The organism is Streptomyces sp. NPDC048111 (assembly GCF_043202815.1).
GTDB lineage: Bacteria > Actinomycetota > Actinomycetes > Streptomycetales > Streptomycetaceae > Streptomyces.
Genome location: NZ_JBIDBD010000010.1, coordinates 104,009 through 126,394, shown reverse-complemented (window position 1 = coordinate 126,394; position 22,386 = coordinate 104,009). Strand labels below are relative to the sequence as shown.

The following is a 22,386-nucleotide window of genomic DNA, read 5'->3' as shown; positions in this document are numbered from 1 at the left end:
CGGGGCGATGCGTTCCCGATGTCGCTCCGCATATGCCCGGGGACGACCGAAATTCCTTCGGTCGCCCCAGGTCGTGAGCGCTATATGGCTGACATTGCGTCAGTAATGGGTCAGCTGCGGCCCGGGAAGAAAAGCTTCAGTTCCCGCTCCGCGGACTCCTCGGAGTCCGAGGCGTGGATGAGGTTCTCCCGGACGATGGTGCCGAAGTCGCCACGGATCGAACCGGGCGCCGCCGCGATCGGGTCGGTGGGACCCGCCAACTGGCGTACACCCTCGATCACGCGCTCACCCTCGACGACCAGGGCGACGACCGGACCGGAGGACATGAAGTCCACGAGCGGCTCGTAGAAGGGCTTGCCCTTGTGCTCGCCGTAGTGCTGCTCCAGGGTGTCCTGATCCAGCGAGCGCAGTTCGAGGGCGGTGATCTGCCAGCCGGCCTTGCGCTCGATGCGGCCGATGATCTCGCCGACCAGCGAGCGGCGGACGGCGTCCGGCTTGAGGAGGACGAGGGTGCGCTGCGTCATGGTGTACGGCTCCTTGGCAAACGTGTGCGGTCCGCCGAGATTACCGGGTGTAGCCGAGGGCCCGGCACCCGGTCCCGCCACCGGCGCCTAGGCGCCCGCCTCGGCCTCCGCGGCGGCCGCGAAGCGCGCCTTCGCCTCGTCGATCTTGCGGCCGTAGTGCACCGAGGCCCACCACAGGGCCCCGAACAGGGCGCCCATGAAGAACATCAGCGGCACCGCGAAACCGCTCGCGATCAGGGCGATCTGGAGCGCCCAGCCGAGCTCGACTCCGCCGCGCCGGCCGAGCATCCCGCAGAGCAGCACCGACAGCAGCATGCCGATGCCGCACACGGTCCACACGGTGGTGGTGGCGAGATCGGGGTCCTTCATCGCGACCAGGCCCGCGAAGGCGATCACGAAGAATTCACCGATCAGGGTGGACGCGCAGAGCGTACGCATCGCTTCAGCCCCTCTTCAGCAGCAGCCGGGCGTCGCCGACCGTGTACACGGAGCCGGTGACGAGGACGCCCGCGCCCGCGTACTCGTCCTCCTCCTCGGCCAGGGTGATGGCCGCCTCGATCGCGTCGTCGAGCCTCGGCTCGACCACCACGCGCTCGTCGCCGAACACCTCGACGGCCAGCGCCGCCAGCTCGTCCACGTCCATGGAGCGCTCGGAGGCGTTGGCGGTGACGACGATCTCGGCGAAGACCGGCTCGAACGCTTCGAGCAGGCCCTTGACGTCCTTGTCGGAGCTGGCGGCGACCACGCCGATCAGACGCGAGAAGCCGAACGCCTCGGTCAGGCCGTCCGCGGTGGCGCGGGCGCCCGCCGGGTTGTGCGCCGCGTCCAGGACCACGGTCGGCGAGCGGCGCACCACTTCGAGGCGGCCGGGCGAGACGACGGAGGCGAACGCCTTGCGGACGACGTCGATGTCGAGCGGGCCCGGCTGCTGGGAGCCGACGCCGAAGAACGCCTCGACGGCGGCGAGGGCGACGGCCGCGTTGTGCGCCTGGTGGGCGCCGTACAGCGGGAGGAAGACCTCCTCGTACTGACCACCGAGGCCGCGCAGCGTCAGGAGCTGGCCGCCGACGGCGACCTCGCGGCCGACGATGCCGAACTCCATGCCCTCACGGGCCACCGTCGCGTCCGTCTCGACGGCCTTCTTCAGCATGACCTGCGCCGCGTCGACCGGCTGCTGGGCCAGGATCACGGTCGCGTCCTGCTTGATGATCCCGGACTTCTCGACGGCGATCTCGGCGGGCGTGTTGCCCAGCCGGTCGGTGTGGTCGAGGTCGATGGGGGTGACGACGGCGACGCCCGCCTCGATCACGTTCGTCGCGTCCCAGGTGCCGCCCATGCCGACCTCGACGACCGCCACGTCCACCGGCGCGTCCGCGAAGGCCGCGTACGCCATACCGGTGAGGACCTCGAAGAAGGAGAGCCGGAACTCCTCGCGCGCGTCCACCATCTCGACGTACGGCTTGATGTCCTGGTACGTCTCGATGAAGCGCTCGGCGGGGATCGGGAGGCCGTCCAGGCTGATGCGCTCGGTGATCGACTGCACGTGCGGCGAGGTGTAGCGGCCGGTGCGCAGCTCGAAGGCGCCGAGCAGGGCCTCGATCATGCGGGCGGTGGAGGTCTTGCCGTTGGTGCCGGTGATGTGGATCGTCGGGTAGGCGCGCTGCGGCTCGCCCAGGACGTCCATCAGGGCGGCGATGCGGCGGACGGACGGCTCCAGTTTGGTCTCGCCCCAGCGGCCCGCCAGCTCGGTCTCGACCGCGCGCAGCGCCGCGTCCACCTCGGGGTCGGCGGGGCGGCCGGGGACGGCGTCGCCCTGGGGCGCTCCGCCGTGGGTGCGCAGGGTGCGGCTGCCGGCCTCGATCACCGCCAGATCGGGGTCTCGATGTGTCTCGGCTTCGACGATGTCGTCGAAGTCATCGGCTTCACGGGGGTCGGGCTGCTCGGTCACGGGACCAGTCTACGGAGGGGGACCGACAGGACCTTGGACCCGCCCCTTTCGGGACCTTCGGCCCCCGGGTCCCGCGGGCTCCCCCGGCAAACTTGGCGATCATGGACATAGGGATCGACCTCGGGACCGCCAATACGCTGCTGTACGCCCGCGGGCAGGGAATCGTGCTCAACGAGCCGTCGGTGGTGGCGATGAAGGAGGGCGGCCGGACCGCGCTGGCCGTCGGCACGGAGGCCAAGGAGACCATCGGCCGCACTCCCGGTTCGATCACCGCGATCCGTCCGCTGCGGGACGGCGTGATCAGCGACTACGAGGCGGCCGAGGAAATGATCCGCCACTTCGTGAAGAAGGCTGTGCCGGGGCGCAGGCCGCGCACCCGCATGGTGGTGTGCGTGCCGAGCGGGGTGACCCCGGTGGAGCGGCGCGCGATCGTGCACGCCGCCCAGCGCTCCGGCGCGAAGGCCGTGCACCTCATCGAGGAGCCGATGGCGGCGGCGATCGGGGCCGGGCTTCCGGTGGCCGAGCCGCGCGGTTCGATGGTGGTCGACATCGGCGGCGGCACCTCGGAGGTCGCCGTGATCTCGCTCGGCGGGATCGTCACCTCGCAGTCCCTGCGGGTGGGCGGCGACCGGCTCGACACGGCGATCACCGACTACGTGCGCAAGGAGCACTCGCTGCTGATCGGCGAGCGCACCGCCGAGGACGTCAAGTGCGCCATCGGCTCGGCCTGGCCGGTGCCGGGCCAGGAGGAGCTGGAGGAGCGGACGTTCACGGTGCGGGGCCGCGAGAAGGTGCGCGGGCTGCCCAAGACGCTCTCGCTGACCGCCCGCGAAGTGCGGGCCGCGCTCGACGAGCCCGTCGAGTCGATCATCGCGGCGGTGAAGGTCACCCTGGAGGAGTGCCCGCCGGAGCTGTCGGGCGATGTGATGGAGCACGGCATCGTGCTGACCGGTGGTGGGGCGCTGCTGCCGGGTCTTGACCTGCGCATGGCGTCGGCCACCGGGATCCCGGTGTTCGTTGCGGACGATCCGCTGGACTGTGTGGTGCTCGGTTCGGGGAAGTGCGTGGAGGACTTCGACCACCTGCAGAGGCTACTGGCCAGCGCCTAGCCCCCCGGCCCGACCCTGGCCCACCTACCAGGGCTCAGCCGGCCCAACCCTGGCCCGCCTATCAGGGGCGCGGGGAACTGCGCGCCCAGCCCACGACGAGCCGCACCGATCCACGCACTTGCGGAAGCGTGCCCTTGCCGGGGCAGGCTGAGGGTATTGGGCGCCGGCCCACCTACAGGGGCGCGGGGAACTGCGCGCCCAGCCCACGACGGCCCGCACCCATCCACGCACACGCGGAAGCGGGCCACCCCGGTGCGGGCCATGTTCGTCTGCGGACCGCGGGGCCCGTTCGCGCAGTTCCCCGCGCCCCTGGGGGGCTGACCCAAGCGGTCGACCGCAGACCGTGCGTGGCTGAGCGCGCAGTTCCCCGCGCCCCTGAGGGGCTGACCCAAGCGGTCGGCCGCAGACCGTGCGTGGCTGGGCGCGCAGTTTCCCGCGCCCCTGGGGGGCTGGCCCGGGCCATGACCCCGCGCCCCCCCGGGGGGGGCCAGACCCGAGCCGTGGCCCCGCGCCCGCGGCGGGGCCGAGCCAGGCCCGCCCGCGCAGCTCACCCCACTGCCCCCGCCGGCAGCGTGGCCCGTACCTCGTAGGCGGTGTCGGTGCGGGTCGTGGCGAGCGAGCCGCCCATGCTCTCCACGCGCTCGCGCATAGAGAAGGTCCCGGTCCCGGTGGAGACCGGGGCCTTGACCGGCGCCGAGCGCGGCAGCGGGTTCTGCACGGTGACCACGAGGTCGCCGCCCGCGAGCCGGATCGTCACGGCGACGGGTTCGCCCTGCGCGTGCTTGACCGCGTTGGTCAGACACTCCTGGACCACCCGGTAGACGGCCGCCTGGCGCAGCGGGGACAGCCGGTGCGCGGCCTCCTCTATGTCCAGGCCCACTGGGGTGCCGGCCCCCCGGCTCTCCTCGGCCAGGGCGTGCAGGCCGTCGATGCCGGGGGTCGCGGTGCGTGCGTCGGCGCGCCGCACGATGATCTCGTTCAGCATGAGGTGGGCTCGGCGCGCGGTGTCGGCGAGCTCCTCGAAGTCCTTGTGGTGCGGCTCGTTCCTGGCCCGCACCGCGAGCACCTCCGAGCGCACGGCGAGCATCGTCAGCTCGCGCCCCACCATGTCGTGCACGTCGCGGGCCACCGAGACCCGCTCGGCCTGCACCGCCTGGAGCGCCGACGTCTCGGCGCGCTGGGCCTCCAGTTCGTGGACGAGGTCGTGCCGGTAGGCCGAGACGCCGACGCCGCAGGCGAGCACCCCCACCGGCACCACGATCGCCAGGAACGAACTGAGCGTCTCGCCCCGGGTGTCGGGCCAGCCCGGCAGGTTGAACAGGACGTACGCCACCGCGATGTAGGCACAGGTGGCGAGGATGCCCGCGCGCCGGCCGCGGAAGCGGCCGATCGAGTACAGCGCGAACTGCACCAGGTTGAGCTGGTGCAACCAGCCCAGGAACAGCAGGGACACCAGATACGGCACCCACGGCCTGCTGCGGCGCAGCAGCAGGGTCGCCGCGCCCAGCGCGAGGACGGGCGGAGCGGTGTAGGGGTTGAGGGAGTTGTCCGCCTTGGCCAGGCCCGGCAGGTCGAGGACCATCAGGGCGAAGCAGCTCAGCGCGATCAGTACGTCCAGGGCGCGGTCCTCACCCGCCCAGCGGATGCCCGCGGCGCGCGCCGCCGCCAGCGCGCGGTGTGGCGCGGAGCGGGAGGGCGGGATGTGCATGCCCTCCATCATCCAAGGTCTTTGGGCCCGGACGCCCGTGCCGAACGACCCACATCCAGTGATATGTCGCACGTGCGCCGCGGTCCTTCGGCCCTGCCCCGCGGACCCTTCGGATCCTTAGCGTGATCGGCATGCCCGACCTCTCCCCGCGCCGCCCCACCCGCGGCACCGCCCTGCTCCTGCTGATCGGCGGCCTGCTCGGCACCCTCGCCTCGACGGCCCTGACCGTGGACCGCGTCCGCGCCCTGGAGGACCCGGCGTTCTCCCCCGGCTGCGACATCAACGCGGTGCTCAGCTGCGGCGACGTGATGGAGGCCTGGCAGAGCGATGTGCTCGGCTTCCCCAACACGCTGCTCGGCATCGCCGCGTTCGCGGCCCTCGCGGCGCTGGGCCTCGCCCTGCTCGCGGGCGCGGCCTTCCCCCGGTGGCTGTGGTTCGCGGTCCTGGGCGGGGTCACGGCGGGGTTCGCGTTCACGGTGTGGCTGATCGGGCAGTGCCTGTACGTCATCGGGGCGCTGTGCCCGTGGTGCCTGCTGGTGTGGGCGGTGATGATCCCGCTGTTCTGGTACGTGGTGCGCGAGGTGGCCGGCCCGCGCTCGTGGCCGCGCCGGGTGGCGCCGCACTGGCTGGTGCCGCTGGCCCTGTACGCGGTCCTGGCGGCGCTGGTGCGGGCGGAGTTCGGCGACCGGCTGTGGTGAGGCGCCCAGGGCACCAAGGGGGCGACTCGCCTCGGGACGGCAACACGGCCCGGGGTGGGCCCGCACGGAGAAGGCCCCCGGGACCAGGTCCCGGGGGCCTTCTCACGGCCGTACGCCGATGCGGTCAGCCCTGGGGCAGGGTCGCGATCTGGTTGCCGATGCGCTCGATGTCGGCCTCGGCCTTGGCGAGCCGGGTGCGGATCTTGTCGACCACGTTGTCCGGCGCCTTGGCGAGGAACGCCTCGTTGCCGAGCTTCTTGTTGGCGTCCGCCTTCTCCTTCTCGGCCGCCGCGAGGTCCTTGCCCAGACGCTTGCGCTCGGCGACGACGTCGATGGTGCCCGACAGGTCGAGCGCGACCGTGGCGCCCGCGACCGGCAGCGAGGCGGTGGCGTGGAAGCCCTCGCCGGCCGGCTGGAGCCGGAGCAGCTGACGGATCGCGGCCTCGTGCGGGGCGAGCGCGGTGCCGGTCAGGGTGAGCTCGGCCGGGACCTTCTGGCCGGGCTGGAGGCCCTGGTCGGAGCGGAAGCGGCGGACCTCGGTCACGACCTGCTTGACGAACTCGATCTCGCGCTCGGCGGCCTCGTCGCGGAACCCGCTGTCCCGCGGCCAGTCGGCGACGACCAGGGACTCGCCCCCGGTCAGCGTCGTCCACAGGGTGTCCGTGACGAACGGGACGATCGGGTGCAGGACCCGCAGCATCACGTCGAGGACCTCGCCGAGGACCCGGCCCGAGACCTGCGCCTGCTCGCCGCCCGCGAAGAACGTCGTCTTGGACAGCTCGACGTACCAGTCGAAGACCTCGTCCCACGCGAAGTGGTAGAGCGCCTCGCTGAGCTTCGCGAACTGGTAGTCCTCGTAGTACGCGTCGACCTCGGCCACGGTCTTGTTCAGCCGCGACAGGATCCACCGGTCGGTCGCCGACAGCCGTTCCACGGGCGGGAGTTCGCCCTCGACGGTCGCGCCGTTCATCAGCGCGAAGCGGGTCGCGTTCCAGATCTTGTTGGCGAAGTTGCGGGACGCCTGGACCCAGTCCTCGCCGATCGGCACGTCCGCGCCGGGGTTGGCGCCCTTGGCGAGGGTGAAACGGACCGCGTCCGAGCCGTAGTTGTCCATCCAGTCCAGCGGGTCGACCGCGTTGGGGTTGGACTTCGACATCTTCTTGCCGAACTCGTCGCGGACCAGACCGGTCAACGCGACCGTCTTGAACGGGACTTCGCCGTCCATCGCGTACAGGCCGAACATCATCATCCGGGCGACCCAGAAGAAGATGATGTCGTGCCCGGTGAGCAGGACGTCGGTCGAGTAGAACTTCTCCAGGTCGGCGGTCTTCTCCGGCCAGCCCAGCGTGGAGAACGGCCACAGCCCGGACGAGAACCAGGTGTCCAGGACGTCGGGGTCCTGGTGCCAGCCCTCGCCGGTGGGGACCTCGTCGTCGGGGCCGACGCAGACGACCTGGCCCTCGGGGCCGTACCAGATCGGGATGCGGTGGCCCCACCACAGCTGGCGCGAGATGCACCAGTCGTGCATGTTGTCGACCCAGTCGAAGTACCGCTTCGACATGTCCTCGGGGTGGATCTTGACCCGGCCGTCGCGGACCGCGTCACCGGCGGCCTGCGCGAGCGGGCCGACCTTGACCCACCACTGCATCGACAGGCGCGGCTCGACGGTCGTCTTGCAGCGCGAGCAGTGGCCGACCGAGTGCATGTACGGACGCTTCTCCGCGACGATGCGGCCCTGCTCCTTGAGCGCGCCGACGATCGCCGAACGCGCCTCGTAGCGGTCCAGGCCCTGGAAGGGGCCGGGGACCGTGATGACGCCGCGCTCGTCCATGACCGTGATCGACTCCAGGCCGTGGCGCTGGCCGATGGCGAAGTCGTTGGGGTCGTGCGCCGGCGTCACCTTGACGCAGCCGGTGCCGAACTCGGGGTCGACGTGGGCGTCCGCGACGACCGGGATGGCGCGGTCGGTCAGCGGCAGCTTGATGAGCCTGCCGACCAGGTGCTTGTACCGCTCGTCGTCGGGGTGGACGGCGATCGCGGTGTCACCGAGCATCGTCTCGGCGCGGGTGGTGGCGACGACCAGGGTGTCGTCCCCCTCGCCGTACTTCAGCGAGACCAGCTCGCCCGGGTCCTCCTGGTACTCCACCTCGATGTCCGAGATGGCCGTCAGACAGCGCGGGCACCAGTTGATGATGCGCTCGGCCCGGTAGATGAGCTCGTCGTCGTACAGGTTCTTGAAGATGGTCTGGACGGCGCGGGACAGGCCCTCGTCCATGGTGAAGCGCTCGCGCGACCAGTCGAGACCCGCGCCCAGGCGCTTGAGCTGGCCGAGGATCCGGCCGCCGTACTCGCCCTTCCACTGCCACACCCGCTCGGTGAACGCGTCCCGGCCGAGGTCGTGGCGGGACTTGCCCTCCTCGGCGAGCTGCTGCTCGACCTTGTTCTGGGTGGCGATGCCCGCGTGGTCCATGCCGGGCAGCCACAGCGTCTCGTAGCCCTGCATGCGCTTGCGGCGGGTCAGCGCGTCCATGAGCGTGACCTGGAAGGCGTGCCCCAGGTGCAGGGCGCCCGTGACGTTGGGCGGCGGGATGACGATGGTGTACGGGTCCTTGTCGGACCCGGCGTCGGCCGTGAAGTAACCGCGCTCCACCCAGCGCTCGTACAGCTTCCCCTCTACCTCGGCCGGCGCGTACTGGGTCGGCAGTTCGGTGATGGGCGCTGGGTTCTGCTGCTGAGTGTTCTCGGTCACGGGCCCAGTTTAGGGGTGTCGTGGGCCCGTACTGAAACGGGTGGTTTTCGTAACGGTGAGCCCCCCGATGCACCGCCCGGGTGCCCCTTCGGACAGGATGTCGGAATCGGATCAGCATCCCTAGGGGGAACCCAGCAATGAGTTACAACCAGCCGGGACCGTACGGTGGCCAGCCCCAGCAGCCCGGCCCGTATGGTCAGCAGCCGCAGCAGCAGCCCTACGGCCAGCCCGGTCCGCCGCAGCCCGGTTACGGCTACCCGCAGCAGGCACCCCAGGGCGTGCCGCCGCAGCAGCCCGGCCCCTACGGTCAGCAGCCGCCGCAGCAGCCCTACGGCTACCCGCAGCAGCAGCCCCAGCAGCCCCCCTATGGCCAGCAGCCTCCGTACGGCGGTCCGATGCAGCCCCCGCCGCCGGCCCCGAAGAAGAAGACCGGCCTGATCATCGGCGCCGTCGTGGTGGCGCTCGCGGTCATCGGCGGCGGCGCGTGGTTCCTCACCAAGGGCGGCGCCAGCAACAGCGACGTGTCGGACGCCACCAAGGGCTACAAGATCGTCCTGCCGGCCACGGTCGAGGACTACAAGAAGGACGGGCCCGACCAGAAGGCCCCGATGTCGGACGAGCAGAAGAAGAAGGCCGAGGCGGCCGGGGTCAAGAACCCCCAGCAGGTCTCCGCCTCGTACAACTCCGGTGACCCGGAGAAGAACCCGCTGACCGCCAAGTCGCTCCAGGCCGAGACGTACTGGGGCCAGATCAGCGATCCCGCGAAGGTGATCGACGCCTCGTTCAAGAACGCCGAGGCGAACACCAACAAGAGCAAGGCCTTCAAGGTCGAGCTCATCGGCAGCGCCAAGCTCGTCAAGCCGGCCGGGTTCAAGGGCGCGCTGATGAAGTGCCAGGACATGAAGTTCACCAACCCCAAGGCCGACGGCTCGGTGGACAAGGGCCCCAAGGAGTTCACGGCCCCGGCGTGCGTGTGGGCCGACTACAGCACCTACGGCGTGGTGATCCTGATGGACCTCGGCAAGGCCGCCATCGGTGGCGGCGCCAGCCAGGAGGACGCCGCCAAGCTGACGGCGTCGCTGTACAACACCGCCCGCCAGAAGATCTGACGGCCGGCAGCGGCACAAAGGGGCGCCCGGTCAAGGAAGTTGACCGGGCGCCCCTTCGTCGTGCTCGTGCGTCACGCGCTCTTCTCGTGCCGTCCGTCGTTCTTGACGATGCGCGGCTCGCGCGGGACCAGCGTCGGGTTGACGTTGTTGCGGACCACGTCGGCGGTGATGACGACGCGGGCCACGTCCTTGCGGGAGGGGACCTCGTACATCACCGACTGGAGGACTTCCTCCATGATCGCGCGCAGACCGCGCGCGCCGGTGCCGCGCAGGATCGCCTGGTCGGCGATGGCTTCCAGGGCCGGACGGTCGAAGTCCAGCTCCACGCCGTCGAGTTCGAACAGGCGCTGGTACTGCTTGACGAGCGCGTTGCGCGGCTCGACCAGGATCTGGAGGAGCGCCTCGCGGTCGAGGTTGTGGACCGAGGTGAGGACGGGGAGGCGGCCGATGAACTCGGGGATCATCCCGAACTTCACCAGGTCCTCCGGCATGACCTCCTGGAACTGGTCGCTCGCCTCGATCTCCCGCTTGGAGCGGATCGTCGCGCCGAAGCCGATGCCCTTGGCGCCGGCCCGGGACTCGATGATCTTCTCCAGGCCCGAGAAGGCACCGCCCACGATGAACAGCACGTTCGTCGTGTCGATCTGGATGAACTCCTGGTGCGGGTGCTTGCGTCCGCCCTGCGGCGGCACGGAGGCGGTGGTGCCCTCCAGGATCTTCAGCAGGGCCTGCTGGACGCCTTCGCCGCTGACGTCGCGCGTGATCGACGGGTTCTCGCTCTTGCGGGCGACCTTGTCGATCTCGTCGATGTAGATGATGCCGGTCTCGGCCTTCTTGACGTCGTAGTCGGCGGCCTGGATCAGCTTGAGGAGGATGTTCTCGACGTCCTCGCCGACGTAGCCCGCCTCCGTGAGCGCCGTGGCGTCCGCGATCGCGAACGGCACGTTGAGCATCCGGGCGAGCGTCTGCGCGAGCAGCGTCTTGCCGGAGCCGGTGGGGCCGAGCAGCAGGATGTTGGACTTGGCGAGCTCGATCGCGTCGTCCCGGCCCTGGGCGCCGCCGTTCTCGCCGGCCTGCACCCGCTTGTAGTGGTTGTAGACCGCCACCGAGAGGGCCTTCTTCGCGGGCTCCTGCCCGACGACGTACCCCTCGAGGAACTCGTAGATCTCGCGCGGCTTGGGCAGTTCCTCCCACCGCACCTCGGAGGACTCGGCGAGCTCCTCCTCGATGATCTCGTTGCAGAGGTCGATGCACTCGTCGCAGATGTACACCCCGGGGCCTGCGATGAGCTTCTTCACCTGCTTCTGGCTCTTTCCGCAGAACGAGCACTTGAGCAGGTCGCCGCCGTCACCGATGCGTGCCACGAGGTGCTTCCCCTTCGCCTGGGAGACGCCATGTGCGCCGCCTCCTGGTGCCTACTGCGTTGTCCGGGGGGACACCCCCAGACCCCCTACCGACGGTACCTTGCCGAGCCCCTCGTTCGGGCCCCCCTTGGCGCGGTTCACTTCTCCGTGGACCGCGCCAAGGTCGCCGAAGCGGCTCAGGCCGCCGCGGAGGTGGTCGTCTTGCGGGTCGACACGATCTGGTCGACCAGGCCGTACGCCAGCGCGTCCTCGGCCGTGAGGATCTTGTCGCGCTCGATGTCGTCGCGGATCTTCTCGATCGGCGTCGTCGAGTGCTTGGCCAGCAGTTCCTCCAGCTGCGTACGCATCCGGAGGATCTCGTTGGCCGCGATCTCCAGGTCGGAGAGCTGCTCGCGGCCGGTGCCGCCCGAGGGCTGGTGGATCAGGACGCGGGCGTTCGGCAGCGCCATGCGCTTGCCCGGCGTGCCGGCGGCGAGCAGGACGGCGGCGGCGGAGGCCGCCTGGCCCATGCAGACCGTCTGGATGTCGGGCTTCACGAACTGCATCGTGTCGTAGATCGCCGTGAGGGCGGTGAAGGAACCGCCCGGGCTGTTGATGTAGATGGAGATGTCGCGGTCCGGGTCCATCGACTCCAGGCACAGCAGCTGCGCCATCACGTCGTTGGCGGACGCGTCGTCGATCTGCACGCCGAGGAAGATCACGCGCTCCTCGAAGAGCTTCGCGTACGGGTCGTACTCGCGCACGCCCTGCGAGGTGCGCTCGACGAAGCGCGGAACGATGTAGCGGTTGTCGACCTGCGGGCCGGTGTAGAGGCCGCTCGCGTTGGCCGAGGGGCCGGAGAAGTTGCTCATGCGGGTGTTCACCATCCTGGTGGCGTTCAGTGGGCGGGGGAAGCGGTGCGCGGCGGGGTTCAGGCCCCGGTGCCGCCGCCACCCGGAACGCCCGAGGCGGCGGAGATGATCTCGTCGATGAGGCCGTACTCCTTGGCCTCCTCCGCCGTGTACCAGCGGTCGCGGTCGCCGTCGCGGATGATCGTCTCGACGGTCTGGCCGGAGTGCGCGGCAGTGATCTCCGCCATGCGCTTCTTCGTACGGATCAGGTACTCGGCCTGGATCTTGATGTCGGAGGCCGTGCCACCGATGCCGGCGGAGCCCTGGTGCATCAGGATGTCGGTGTTCGGCAGCGCGAAGCGCTTGCCCGCCGTGCCGCCGGTCAGCAGGAACTGGCCCATGGAGGCGGCCATGCCCATGCCGATGGTGACGACGTCGTTCTGGATGTACTGCATGGTGTCGTAGACCGCCATGCCGGCCGTCACCGAGCCACCGGGGCTGTTGATGTAGAGGTAGATGTCCTTGTCCTGGTCGGCAGCGGCCAGGAGGAGCATCTGGGCGGTGATCTTGTTGGCGATCTCGTCGTCGACCTGCTGGCCGAGGAAGATGATGCGGTCGTTGAGCAGTCGGCTGTAGACCTGGTCACCGAGGCCACCACCGAGGGACGGCTCACCGGCGGCGTAAGGCATCAGATTCGTCACGTATCCACCTGCTCGTCTCTGACGGCTTCGGCCGTCTCAGCGTCTTCGTTCCGGGGGCGCGGACTCCGGCTCGCCAGACTCCACCACCCTCGTATTCATGGACCCTAACGCGCAGGTGGGACAACGCCATCCCGGTTCCCGAACTGTTCGCTCGGAGCGCAAGGTGGTTGAAGCGGAATTCCCTACGGACGAGGGCCCGTACGCGGCTGCGTACGGGCCCTCGTCACGGTCGGACGGAGGCTCAGGCCTCGGTCTTCTCCTCGGCGTCGGCGTCGGCCGCGGCCTCGACCGTCTCGCCGGTCTCGTCCTCGGCGTCCTCCAGGTCGACGACCTCACCGTTGGTGTCGGTGACCTTGGCGGCCTCGACGACGACGGCGAGCGCCTTGCCGCGGGCGACCTCGCCGACGAGCATCGGCACCTGGCCACCCTCGACGACGGCCTGGGCGAACTGGTCGGGGCTCATGCCGGAGGAGGCCGCACGCCGCATGAGGTGCTCGGTGAGCTCCTCCTGGTTGACGTTCAGCTTCTCCTTGTTGACGAGCTCGTCCAGGATGAACTGCGTCTTGATGCCCTTGACCGCCTGCTCCTCGGTCTCGGCGGTGAACTCTTCCTCGGTCTTGCCCTGGATCTCCAGGTACTTGGCGAGGTCGATGCCCATCTGGCCGAGCTGGTGGTGCTCGAGGTTGTGCTTGCGGGTCTGGATCTCGTCCGCGAGGAGCTTCTCGGGGATCGGGACCTCGGCCAGCTTCAGGAGCTCGTCGAGGACGCGCTCCTGGGCCTGGGTGGCCTGGTCGTACTGCTTCATGTTCTCGAGGCGCTTGCGGCTGTCGGCCTTGAGCTCGTCCAGGGTGTCGAACTCCGACGCGAGCTGCGCGAAGTCGTCGTCCAGGGCGGGCAGTTCACGGGCGGCGACCTGGGTGACCTTGACGGTGACCTCGGCCTCCTTGCCCTCGGCCGAGCCGCCCTTGAGCTCGGAGGTGAAGGTGGCCTCGCCACCGGCCTCCAGGCCCTTCACGGCCTCGTCGATGCCGTCGAGGAGCTCGCCGGAACCGATGGTGTACGAGACACCCTCGGCCACGCCGTCCTCCAGGACCTCGCCGTCGACCTTGGCCTGCAGGTCGATCGTCACGACGTCGCCGTCCTCGGCGGCACGCTCGACCGGGGAGGTCGAGGCGAAGCGCTCGCGGAGCTGCTCCACGGACTTCTCGACGTCCTCGTCGCTGACCTCGACGGCGTCCACGGTGACCTCGATGCCGGAGTAGTCCGGGATCTCGATGGTCGGGCGGATGTCGACCTCAGCGGTGAAGTTCAGCGTCTCGCCGTCCTTCAGCTCGGTGATGTCGACCTCGGGCTGACCCAGCGGGTTCAGCTCCGCCTCGTTGATCGCCTCGGTGTAGAACTTCGGGAGCGCGTCATTGACGGCCTCTTCGAGCACGGCGCCACGACCGAACCGCTGGTCGATCACTCGGGCCGGGATCTTGCCCTTGCGGAAGCCCTTGACCGTGACCTGCTGGTTGATCTTCTTGTACGCCGCGTCGAGGCTGTCCTTGAGCTCCTCGAAGGGCACCTCGACAGTGAGCCGAACCCGAGTCGGGTTCAGGGTCTCCACGGCGCTCTTCACGGTTCGGTCTCCTTGTGGCTGACTTCTGGGGGTTCTGCCGGAAACCGATCGGTCCCCGGCGGATGGGGGCCCGGTACATCATTCATCAGACACACGGGCACGCAGCTTGCATAGTAACCGCAAGCGGGATGCCACCCACAATGTGATCTTGTACGGGGAGACCGCGGCCCCGTGCGTGGGGATTCGGCGTCGATGACGCTGGTCGGGGTGGCGGGATTTGAACCCACGGCCTTCCGCTCCCAAAGCGGACGCGCTACCAAGCTGCGCCACACCCCGTCGGTGCGACACGTAGGGTACATGCCCGCGAGGACCGCGTCGGCCCCTTTCCCCGGCGCGTGCGCGCGGCGGCGGCGCGCACGGGGTGCGGTGCGGGCGGGGGTGCGCCGGGGCTCGTGCGCGGCTCGCGGCGGTGGCCGGTAAACGCGGTGTGCGCGTCCGGGGTGCGACCCGCTACGATGCTCTACGTGCCGCGGTCGCGATGACCTGCGGCGCGGTGCTTGCGGGCGTAGCTCAATGGTAGAGCCCTAGTCTTCCAAACTAGCTACGCGGGTTCGATTCCCGTCGCCCGCTCTCGGAGCCCGAAGGGCCCGGCAGCCTTGCTGCCGGGCCCTTCGGCGTGCTCAGAACTTGATCTGGTTGATCGTGTCCGCTATCGAGTTCAGGAAGCGCTGGATCGAGGGGGCCATGCCCGTCGAGGCCAGGAAGAAGCCGAACAGTATCGCGACGATGGCTGGGCCCGCCTTGATGGAGCCGCCGCGGATGAGCACCACGAGGACGACCGCCAACAGCACTACGGCTGACAGTGAAATGGCCACAACTGATCACACACCCTTGGTCGGTCCGCCTTGCCGGCCCGGGAACATGCCGCGCACACCCCCGCGAGAACCATCGTGCCACCAACACCCCTGTGGTTGCTCCCGGGTGACGCACAGCCAGGGTAAGGATCCGGCCAACCGCGAGTCCCGCGCGAGGAGTTCACCTCCGCCGGCCAGGACGCACGGGGCGTGAGGGGTGCGGGTCACCGCAGTGCCGCGCGGGCCGGGAGGGACGTCGCGCCCAGGCCGAGGAGCAGGACGGCGCCCGCGAACGAGCCGTACAGGAGCGGCGGTATCCACGGGCCGCGTCCGGTCAGTCCGTTCACCATCGGGATCAGGGTCGCCAGGGCGATGGCGCTGCCGATGAGGACTCCGGCCGCGACCACCAGGAGCGCCTCCCAGCGGATCATCTTCAGGACCTGGCGGCGGGTGGTGCCGATCAGGCGCAGGGCGGCGAGTTCGCCGCGGCGGTCGAAGACCGTCATCACCAGGGTGTTGACGGCGGCGACGGCCGCGAAGCCGCCCAGCACCGAGGCCATGACGGTGTTGGCCCAGGCGTTGACCTCCCGGTCGACGCTCTGCGCGGTGGCGTAGCCGGCCGCGTCGGTGACGTGGCCGAGCCGGGCGAGCCCCGCGGTGGCGGCGGGGGTGGCCCGGGCGAGCAGGGTGGTGGACGCCGGCGCGGACAGGTGCGGCGCCAAGTCGGCCTGTGGGAAGGTGAGTTGGGCCAGGCCCAGGCCGCGCTCGTACGTGGCCACGATCCTGGGGGCGGCGCGGGTGCCGTCGGGGAGCAGCAGCGGGAGACGGTCCCCCGGGCGTACGTGCGCGGCCTCGGCCAGGGAGGCGTCGACGGCGACGGTGCCGGGCGCGAGCGCGGCCAGGGACCCGCTGCGGACGCCCAGGTCCTGGACCTTGCCGAGGTCGGCGCCGGTGCCGGTGACGCCCTGGGCGGACGCCTCCTGCGGGGTGTGGCCGGAGCCGGCGTCCGGTACGAGCACCGACGTGGGGGTGAGGCCGACGGCCGTCGAGACGCCCGGGGTGGCGGCGGCGCGGGCGACGGCGTCGGAGGGCAGCCCCGCGGGGTCGGTCACCACCCGGTCCGCGGTGATGCCGGCCCGCTGCTGGTCCTCGACTGCGCGCTCCTCGCTGGTGTGCAGGAAGACCAGGACGGACGAGAAGGCCATGGCCAGGACGATCGGGGTGATCGCGGAGGCCAGTCGCCGCGCGTTGGTACGGGTGTTGGCGGCGGCCAGCGAGCCGGGCGCGCCCGCCGCCCGCAGCGGCAGACCGAGGACGGCGGCGCAGGCACGGGCGAGCAGCGGGCCGAGCAGGGCGACGGCCATCATGAACAGCATGACGACGCCGAGGGCGGCGTTGGCGGCGTCCTCCCCGGTCTCCCCCGCGGCCAGGACCGCGCAGCCGCAGCCGCCCGCGAGGGCGCCGACGCCGGCGACCGTACGGATCCAGCCGGGACGCAGGCGTTCGGTGGCGGACTCCGCGAGCGCCTGACCGGGCTTGATCCGCGCGGGGCGGCGGGCCGCCGCGGCGCCCGCGCACAGGGCCGTCAAGACCGTGGCCGCGACGGCGACGAGCAGCGGGAGCGGGGTGATCGCGAGGTCGATCGTGCCCGGGACGGCCCCCTTGTCGCGGAGCTCGCCGAACCACCAGCTCGCGAGCGCGACGCCGGGCAGACAGCCGAGGACCCCGGCGAGCGGGGCCACCAGGAGGGCCTCGGTGGCGATGGTGCGGCGGATCTGGCGCGGCGTCGCACCGATGGCGCGCAGCAGGGCGTACTCGCGGCGGCGCTGTCCCACGGAGAGCGCGACGGTGCCGGCGGCGGTGAACACGGCGACCATCGTGGCCACGCCGCCGAACGAGCCGCCGATGCCGATCAGCCCCTCCTTGGCCCGGTCGAGGCTGCCGTCCTCGACGCCGGCGCGGTCGTCGCCGGTATGCACCTGGGCCCGCTCGCCGAGGACGTGGCGGACCTGGGCGGCGAGGGTGTCGGGGGTGACGCCGGGCCTCGGCAGGACGGCGATGGCGTCGGCCTTGCCGGGGTGGCCGGACAGGGCGTCGGCATCCGCGTCGTTCAGCCAGATGGCGCCGGAGCCGGGGGTGCCCGCGGTGCCCGAGACCCTGAACTCCCGCTTCCCGCCCGGGGTGTCGAGGGTGATCCGCTCCCCCGCGGCGCCGTCCGAGGTGACGGCCTCGCCGCGGCGGGGGGCGGTGCCGGAGGCCGGCGCGGTGCCGGTGAAGGCGGTGGAGGACCAGTTGTGGGCGAGGGTACCGGCGCCGGTCCGGCCGGCGGTGACCGTACGCACGGGGACGGCCACGTCGGCCACGGCGTTCGCCGCACCGGGGGCCGAAGCGGCCTTCGCCACCAGGGAGTTGTCGAGGCGGGCCCGGTCGGGGAGGGCGAGGTACTCCTCGTCGCGGTCCTCGCCGGAGCCGATCGTGTAGTGCAGGCGCTGGTCGGCGGCGGCGACGACCGGGGCGCCGGAGTAGCGCTGGGCGGGGACGGAGGCGGTGAGGCCGGTGGCGAGCAGGAGTCCGCAGGCGGACACGATCATCGCGGCCATGAGGAGGGCGACGAAGGTACCGGCGAAGGCGGAGGGTTTGAAGCGCAGGGCTGCGCGGGCGAGACGGTTGGGCGCAAACATGGTGCGGGGCTCCTGCGGGGCGCGGGGTATGGAGTGCGGGGCGCGGGCGTGCGGGGTGCGGGGGTGCGGGGCGCGGGGCCCGGGTTGGGCGTGCGGGGTCGCCCGGCCGTGCGGCCGGTGCCGGGTCGCGTGACCCTGGCCGGGTCGCATGGCGGGGCCGGGCCGCATGACCGGGCGGCTCGCGTGACCCTGGCCGGGTCGCATGGCGGGGCCGGGCCGCATGACCGGGCGGCTCGCGTGACCCTGGCCGGGTCGCATGGCCGGCCCGGGCCGCATGACCGGGCCGGCGTGGCCCGGCCCCGCCGAAGGGGCTGCTACGCCGCCGCCCTCGCGAAGCCGGGGCGGGCCGTCAGGGTCGTCATGCGGGTGGCGATCTGTGCCGGGGAGGCCGCGGTCAGGGCGTCCACCAGGGCGCCGTCGGCGAGGAACAGGACCTGGTCGGCGTGGGCGGCGGCGGTCGGGTCGTGGGTGACCATCACCACCGTCGCGCCGAGCGTGTCGACCGCGTCGCGGAGCAGGGCGAGAACCTCCGCCGCCGTGCTGGTGTCCAGGGCGCCGGTCGGCTCGTCGGCGAAGATGACGTCGGGGTTGGTGATGAGCGCGCGGGCGATCGCCACGCGCTGCTGCTGGCCGCCGGAGAGCTCGCCGGGGCGGCGGTCGCCCTTGCCGTCGAGGCCGACCCGGGCGAGGAGTTCGGCGGCACGACGCCGGTCGGGCCGGTCCCCCGCGAGCCGCATCGGGAGGACCACGTTCTGCTCGACCGTGAGCGAGGGCAGCAGGTTGAAGGCCTGGAAGACGAAGCCGAGGCGCGAGCGGCGCAGTTCGGTGAGCCGGTTCTCGCTCATGCCGGTGATCTCGGTGCCCCCGAGACGGACCGTGCCCCCGGTCGGCCGGTCGAGGCCCGCCGCGCACTGCAGGAACGTGGACTTGCCGGAGCCGGAGGGCCCCATCACCGCGGTGAAGCTGCCCCGGGACAGGGTGAGGTCGATGCCGCGCAGCGCGTGCACGGTGGCGGCTCCGCGCCCGTACTGCCGCCTGAGGCCCCGCAGTTCGACGGCCCGGTCGTGGCCGCGCGCCGGGTCCTCGGTCGTCCGGTGTGCGTTCCTGGCCCGTCGCAGTGCCATGGCCCCTGCCTTCCGTTCGTCCCCTCCGGCGCGCTCGCACCGGCTCTTCGAACCTACGGAGCGGGGCGGGGCCGCGGCCATGGCGGCCGCTGGTGGATCGGGGGTGGGGCTGACCCCACCACGGAACGGGGGCGGGTCAGGCGTCGCGCCTGATGAGGAGCAGCGCGCGGTCGTCGTTGACGTCCTTGGCGACGGCTTCGATGAGGTGCCAGGCCGCCCCCGCGAAGCCCGTCGAGACATAGCGGTCGGCCTCGCCGGTCAGCCGGTCGATGCCCTCGCCGATGTCGCGTTCGGAGGTCTCGACGAGGCCGTCCGTGAAGAGCAGCAGGACGTCGCCCGGCGCGAGCGAGCCCTTGGCGGGGTGGAATTCGGCGCCGTCGTAGACCCCGAGCAGGGGGCCCTCGGCGGTCCGTTCCTGCCAGCGGCCCGACCCGGCGTGGAGCTGGAGGGCCGGGGGGTGCCCGGCCGACAGGAGTTCGTAGTCGCCGGAGTCCAGGTCGAGGACGAGGTGGACGGCGGTGGCGAAGCCCTCGTCCCAGTCCTGGCGCAGCAGATAACCGTTGGCCGCGGGCAGGAAGGCGTGCGGGGGCAGCGAGCCGAGGAGCCCGCCGAAGGCGCCGGACAGCAGCAGCGCGCGCGAGCCGGCGTCCATGCCCTTGCCCGAGACGTCGGTCAGGACGATCTCCAGGGTGCGCCCGCCACCGGTGCGGGCGGCGACGACGAAGTCCCCGGAGAAGGACTGGCCGCCCGCCGGCCGCAGCGCCATCTCGCGGTGCCAGCCCTTGGGCAGGGAGGGCAGCGCGCTCTGCACCCGGATGCGTTCGCGCAGGTCGAAGAGCATGGTGCCGCCGCGCCGCCAGGGCACCCCGACGCGGGCCCTGAACTGGGCGATGAGCAGCCCGAAGAGCCCGCAGGCGGCCACCACGAGCACGATGCCCGGGGTGACCCGCGAGGGCCCGGCCGTGTAGGGGCCGAGCCGCACCGACTCCACGATCAGCGCCGCCGCGGCGGCCGCGTACAGGCCGAGGAGGTTGGCCGGGCGCAGCAGCAGGCCGCCCGCCACGATCGGCAGGACGAGGGCGGAGGGGGCGCACCAGACCGGGGCGATGAGGGTGGCGCAGGTGATGGCGGGGACGGTGGCGAGCAGGCCGGCCAGGGCGATCCAGTCGGAGCCGTCACCGCGGAAGTAGTCGACGCCGGATCGGCGCACCGCGTTGCGGACCCGGTGCAGCGCCTTGCGCCACCGGGCGGTGAACGAGTCCGCTCTCATCGCACGTGCCATTGCCGAGGACCCTATCCAGCCGGGGGTGCCACGTGCAGCCGACCCCCGGCGCCCGGGACGGGCGCCCCGGTGGAAAACGGGTCGCCCGGACGGCGTACTGGCTGCTAGGCATGGTGCATGACGACGGAACTGCGGGCGCTGGACCCCGCGCGGTGGGACGAGTGGTACGCCTCTCTTGTAGCGGCCTTCGGCGGCGTGCCCGACGCCCCGGAGGAGGTGGAGCTGTGGCGGCAGCTGATCGTTCCCGAGCGGTCCATCGCCGTGTGGGACGGATCCGCGTGCGTGGGCGCCACCAGTACCTTCCCGTTCCGCCTGAGCGTGCCCGGCGGCAACGTGGTGCCGGCCGCGGGTGTGACGGGCGTGGGCGTCATGCCCACCCACCGCCGCCGCGGCGTCCTCACCTCGATGATGCGCCGCCAGCTCGACGACGTGCGGGAGCGGGGCGAGGCGCTCGCGGTCCTGACCGCATCCGAGCCCGCCATCTACGGCCGGTTCGGATACGGGGTCGCCACGATGGCGCTGTCCGCCGAGATCGACACGACCCGGGTGCGCCTGGAGCTGCCGGAGGGCGCCGATGACGTCCGGCTGCGGTACGCGGACGTCAAGGAGTCGCTGGCCCGGTGCGAGGAGCTGTACGCGCGCCTGGTGCCGCGCCGGCCCGGCATGCTGGCGAGGCAGCCGGTCTGGGACCGGTTCGTCACGGCCGACCCCGAGGCGTACCGCGACGGCGCCTCGCCGCTCCAGTGCGTGCTCGCCGAGCGGGACGGGGAGCTCGTCGGGTACGCGCGCTACCGGATCGCGGTGTCGTCGGACCCGGCGGGCGTGAAGGGCACGGTGACGCTGCACTCCCTGGAGGCGGAGGAGCCCGCGGTGGCCGCGGCGCTGTGGCGCTACCTCTTCGAGATCGACCTGACGGACACCCTGCGGGTGAAGAGCCGCCCGGTCGACGACCCTTTCCAGCACCTGGTGTCCGACGTGCGCCGCTGCCAACTGCGGCTGCGGGACTCGCTGCACGTGCGCCTGGTCGAGGTGGGCGCCGCGCTGGAGGCGCGGACGTACGCGGCGCCCGTGGACGTGGTCCTGGAGGTGGCGGACGCGTTCTGCCCGTGGAACGCGGGCCGCTGGCGGCTGACCGGCGACGCCAAGGGCGCCTCCTGCGTCCGCACCGAGGACGCCGCCGAACTCGCCCTGTCGGTACGGGAGTTGGGGGCCGCCTACCTCGGCGGGTTCACGCTCGCCTCACTGGCCGCGGCCGGCCGGGTGCGCGAGCTGCGGCCGGGCGCGCTGACCGAGGCGTCGACGGCGTTCGGCAGCGGGCTCGCGCCCTGGCTGCCTCACGGCTTCTGACAGCCGGGGCACCAGAACAGGTTGCGGGCGGCGAGGCCGGCGGTGCGGATCTCGCCGCCGCACAGATGGCAGGGCTGCTGGGCGCGCCGGTAGACGTACACCTCGCCGCCGTGGTCGTCCACACGCGGCGGGCGGCCCATCGCCTCGGGCGTGTGCTCGGGGCGGACGGTGTCGATCCGGTTGAGCCGGACGCCCTCGCGCATCAGCTCCACCAGGTCGGCCCAGAGCGCGTCCCACTCGCCACGGGTCAGGTCCTTGCCGGGCCGGTAGGGGTCGATGCCGTGCCGGAAGAGGACCTCGGCGCGGTAGACGTTGCCGACGCCCGCGATGACCTTCTGGTCCATGAGCAGGGCGGCCACGGTGGTGCGGCTGCGGGAGATCCGCTGCCAGGCCTTCTCGCCGGTGTCGGCGGGCCGCAGCGGGTCGGGCCCGAGCCGGTCGTGTATCTCCCGCTTCTCGCCGTCCGTGATCAGCGCGCAGGTCGTCGGGCCGCGCAGGTCCGCGTAGCCGGTGTCGTTGAGCAGGCGCAGGCGGACGGTGTCGGTGGGCGGCGGGGCCGGGGCGTCACCGAAGCCGTACTTGCCGAACAGGCCGAGGTGGATGTGGATCCAGCCGATGGGCCCGAAGCCGAGGAACAGATGCTTTCCGTGGGCCTCGGCCCCTTCCAGCACCTGGCCGTCGACCAGGGCCGCGCCGTCCGAGAACTTGCCCTGGGGGCTGGAGGCGCGCAGCGGCCGGCCGCCGAACCTCAGATCGTGGTCGGCGGCCAGGCGGTGGATGGTGTGGCCCTCGGGCAT

The 22,386-nt window shown here is 71.7% G+C and carries 18 protein-coding genes and 2 tRNA genes; 5 read left to right on the top strand and 15 right to left on the bottom strand.

Going from position 1 to position 22,386, the window contains the following annotated elements; genetic code table 11:
- Window positions 1-110 precede the first annotated feature (110 nt).
- From ndk to ACGF3I_RS18800, 3 genes are all read right to left on the bottom strand, one after another.
- Window positions 111-524: a nucleoside-diphosphate kinase gene (gene ndk, locus ACGF3I_RS18810; protein WP_393133371.1), complete on the bottom strand. Its 414-nt coding sequence runs from the start codon at window positions 522-524 to the stop codon at window positions 111-113.
- 87 nt (window positions 525-611) lie between these two features.
- Window positions 612-962 (bottom strand): DUF4233 domain-containing protein, encoded by a 351-nt coding sequence (locus ACGF3I_RS18805; protein ID WP_393133369.1) that lies wholly within the window; start codon window positions 960-962, stop codon window positions 612-614.
- A gap of 4 nt (window positions 963-966) precedes the next feature.
- Window positions 967-2,472: a glutamate ligase domain-containing protein gene (locus ACGF3I_RS18800; protein ID WP_393133367.1), complete on the bottom strand. Its 1,506-nt coding sequence runs from the start codon at window positions 2,470-2,472 to the stop codon at window positions 967-969.
- Between the two features lie 101 nt (window positions 2,473-2,573).
- On the opposite strand from ACGF3I_RS18800, the gene ACGF3I_RS18795 reads away from it, so the two are divergent.
- Window positions 2,574-3,581: a rod shape-determining protein gene (locus tag ACGF3I_RS18795; protein ID WP_393133365.1), complete on the top strand. Its 1,008-nt coding sequence runs from the start codon at window positions 2,574-2,576 to the stop codon at window positions 3,579-3,581.
- Between the two features lie 547 nt (window positions 3,582-4,128).
- Here ACGF3I_RS18795 and ACGF3I_RS18790 read toward each other — a convergent pair.
- Window positions 4,129-5,289: a sensor histidine kinase gene (locus tag ACGF3I_RS18790; RefSeq protein WP_393133363.1), complete on the bottom strand. Its 1,161-nt coding sequence runs from the start codon at window positions 5,287-5,289 to the stop codon at window positions 4,129-4,131.
- 131 nt (window positions 5,290-5,420) lie between these two features.
- Here ACGF3I_RS18790 and ACGF3I_RS18785 point away from each other — a divergent pair, with 131 nt between their 5' ends.
- On the top strand, window positions 5,421-5,987 hold the full coding sequence (locus ACGF3I_RS18785; protein WP_393133361.1) for a vitamin K epoxide reductase family protein: 567 nt from the start codon (window positions 5,421-5,423) through the stop codon (window positions 5,985-5,987).
- Between the two features lie 124 nt (window positions 5,988-6,111).
- Here ACGF3I_RS18785 and ACGF3I_RS18780 read toward each other — a convergent pair whose 3' ends face one another.
- Window positions 6,112-8,736: a valine--tRNA ligase gene (locus ACGF3I_RS18780; RefSeq protein ID WP_393133359.1), complete on the bottom strand. Its 2,625-nt coding sequence runs from the start codon at window positions 8,734-8,736 to the stop codon at window positions 6,112-6,114.
- 137 nt (window positions 8,737-8,873) lie between these two features.
- Here ACGF3I_RS18780 and ACGF3I_RS18775 point away from each other — a divergent pair, with 137 nt between their 5' ends.
- Window positions 8,874-9,845, top strand: coding sequence for a hypothetical protein (locus ACGF3I_RS18775; protein WP_393133357.1), 972 nt, complete (start codon window positions 8,874-8,876; stop codon window positions 9,843-9,845).
- Window positions 9,846-9,916: 71 nt separating this feature from the next.
- On the opposite strand, the gene clpX is transcribed toward ACGF3I_RS18775, so the two are convergent.
- The 5 genes from clpX to ACGF3I_RS18750 all read right to left on the bottom strand — a co-directional run bounded on the left by clpX (window position 9,917) and on the right by ACGF3I_RS18750 (window position 14,637).
- Entirely contained in the window at window positions 9,917-11,209 is a 1,293-nt protein-coding gene (gene clpX, locus ACGF3I_RS18770) for an ATP-dependent Clp protease ATP-binding subunit ClpX (protein WP_120723397.1), read from the bottom strand.
- A 176-nt stretch (window positions 11,210-11,385) separates the two neighbouring features.
- Window positions 11,386-12,075 carry an ATP-dependent Clp protease proteolytic subunit gene (locus ACGF3I_RS18765; protein WP_393133355.1) on the bottom strand — a complete coding sequence of 230 codons (690 nt, stop codon included), beginning with the start codon at window positions 12,073-12,075 and terminating at the stop codon, window positions 11,386-11,388.
- Between the two features lie 44 nt (window positions 12,076-12,119).
- On the bottom strand, window positions 12,120-12,728 hold the full coding sequence (locus ACGF3I_RS18760; RefSeq protein ID WP_114036843.1) for an ATP-dependent Clp protease proteolytic subunit: 609 nt from the start codon (window positions 12,726-12,728) through the stop codon (window positions 12,120-12,122).
- 253 nt (window positions 12,729-12,981) lie between these two features.
- On the bottom strand, window positions 12,982-14,361 hold the full coding sequence (tig, locus tag ACGF3I_RS18755) for a trigger factor (protein WP_393133353.1): 1,380 nt from the start codon (window positions 14,359-14,361) through the stop codon (window positions 12,982-12,984).
- A gap of 199 nt (window positions 14,362-14,560) precedes the next feature.
- A tRNA-Pro gene (locus tag ACGF3I_RS18750) sits at window positions 14,561-14,637 on the bottom strand.
- A 223-nt stretch (window positions 14,638-14,860) separates the two neighbouring features.
- On the opposite strand from ACGF3I_RS18750, the gene ACGF3I_RS18745 reads away from it, so the two are divergent.
- Window positions 14,861-14,931 (top strand) — tRNA-Gly (locus ACGF3I_RS18745).
- Between the two features lie 50 nt (window positions 14,932-14,981).
- Here the strand turns inward: ACGF3I_RS18745 and ACGF3I_RS18740 are convergent.
- From ACGF3I_RS18740 to ACGF3I_RS18725, 4 genes are all read right to left on the bottom strand, one after another.
- The gene (locus ACGF3I_RS18740) at window positions 14,982-15,176 is read right to left on the bottom strand and encodes a hypothetical protein (RefSeq protein WP_100579694.1); all 195 of its coding nucleotides are present in this window, start codon (window positions 15,174-15,176) and stop codon (window positions 14,982-14,984) included.
- Window positions 15,177-15,379: 203 nt separating this feature from the next.
- Window positions 15,380-17,836, bottom strand: coding sequence for an FtsX-like permease family protein (locus ACGF3I_RS18735; RefSeq protein ID WP_393133351.1), 2,457 nt, complete (start codon window positions 17,834-17,836; stop codon window positions 15,380-15,382).
- Window positions 17,837-18,150: 314 nt separating this feature from the next.
- Window positions 18,151-18,960 carry an ABC transporter ATP-binding protein gene (locus tag ACGF3I_RS18730; protein WP_393133349.1) on the bottom strand — a complete coding sequence of 270 codons (810 nt, stop codon included), beginning with the start codon at window positions 18,958-18,960 and terminating at the stop codon, window positions 18,151-18,153.
- A 136-nt stretch (window positions 18,961-19,096) separates the two neighbouring features.
- Complete coding sequence (locus ACGF3I_RS18725) at window positions 19,097-20,242, bottom strand: PP2C family protein-serine/threonine phosphatase (RefSeq protein ID WP_393133347.1); 1,146 nt, start codon at window positions 20,240-20,242, stop codon at window positions 19,097-19,099.
- Between the two features lie 117 nt (window positions 20,243-20,359).
- On the opposite strand from ACGF3I_RS18725, the gene ACGF3I_RS18720 reads away from it, so the two are divergent.
- Window positions 20,360-21,589, top strand: a complete 1,230-nt coding sequence (locus tag ACGF3I_RS18720; protein WP_393133345.1) for a GNAT family N-acetyltransferase — start codon at window positions 20,360-20,362, stop codon at window positions 21,587-21,589.
- On the opposite strand, the gene ACGF3I_RS18715 is transcribed toward ACGF3I_RS18720, so the two are convergent.
- Window positions 21,577-22,386: an Fpg/Nei family DNA glycosylase gene (locus tag ACGF3I_RS18715; protein ID WP_393133343.1), complete on the bottom strand. Its 810-nt coding sequence runs from the start codon at window positions 22,384-22,386 to the stop codon at window positions 21,577-21,579. The genes ACGF3I_RS18720 and ACGF3I_RS18715 overlap by 13 nt on opposite strands.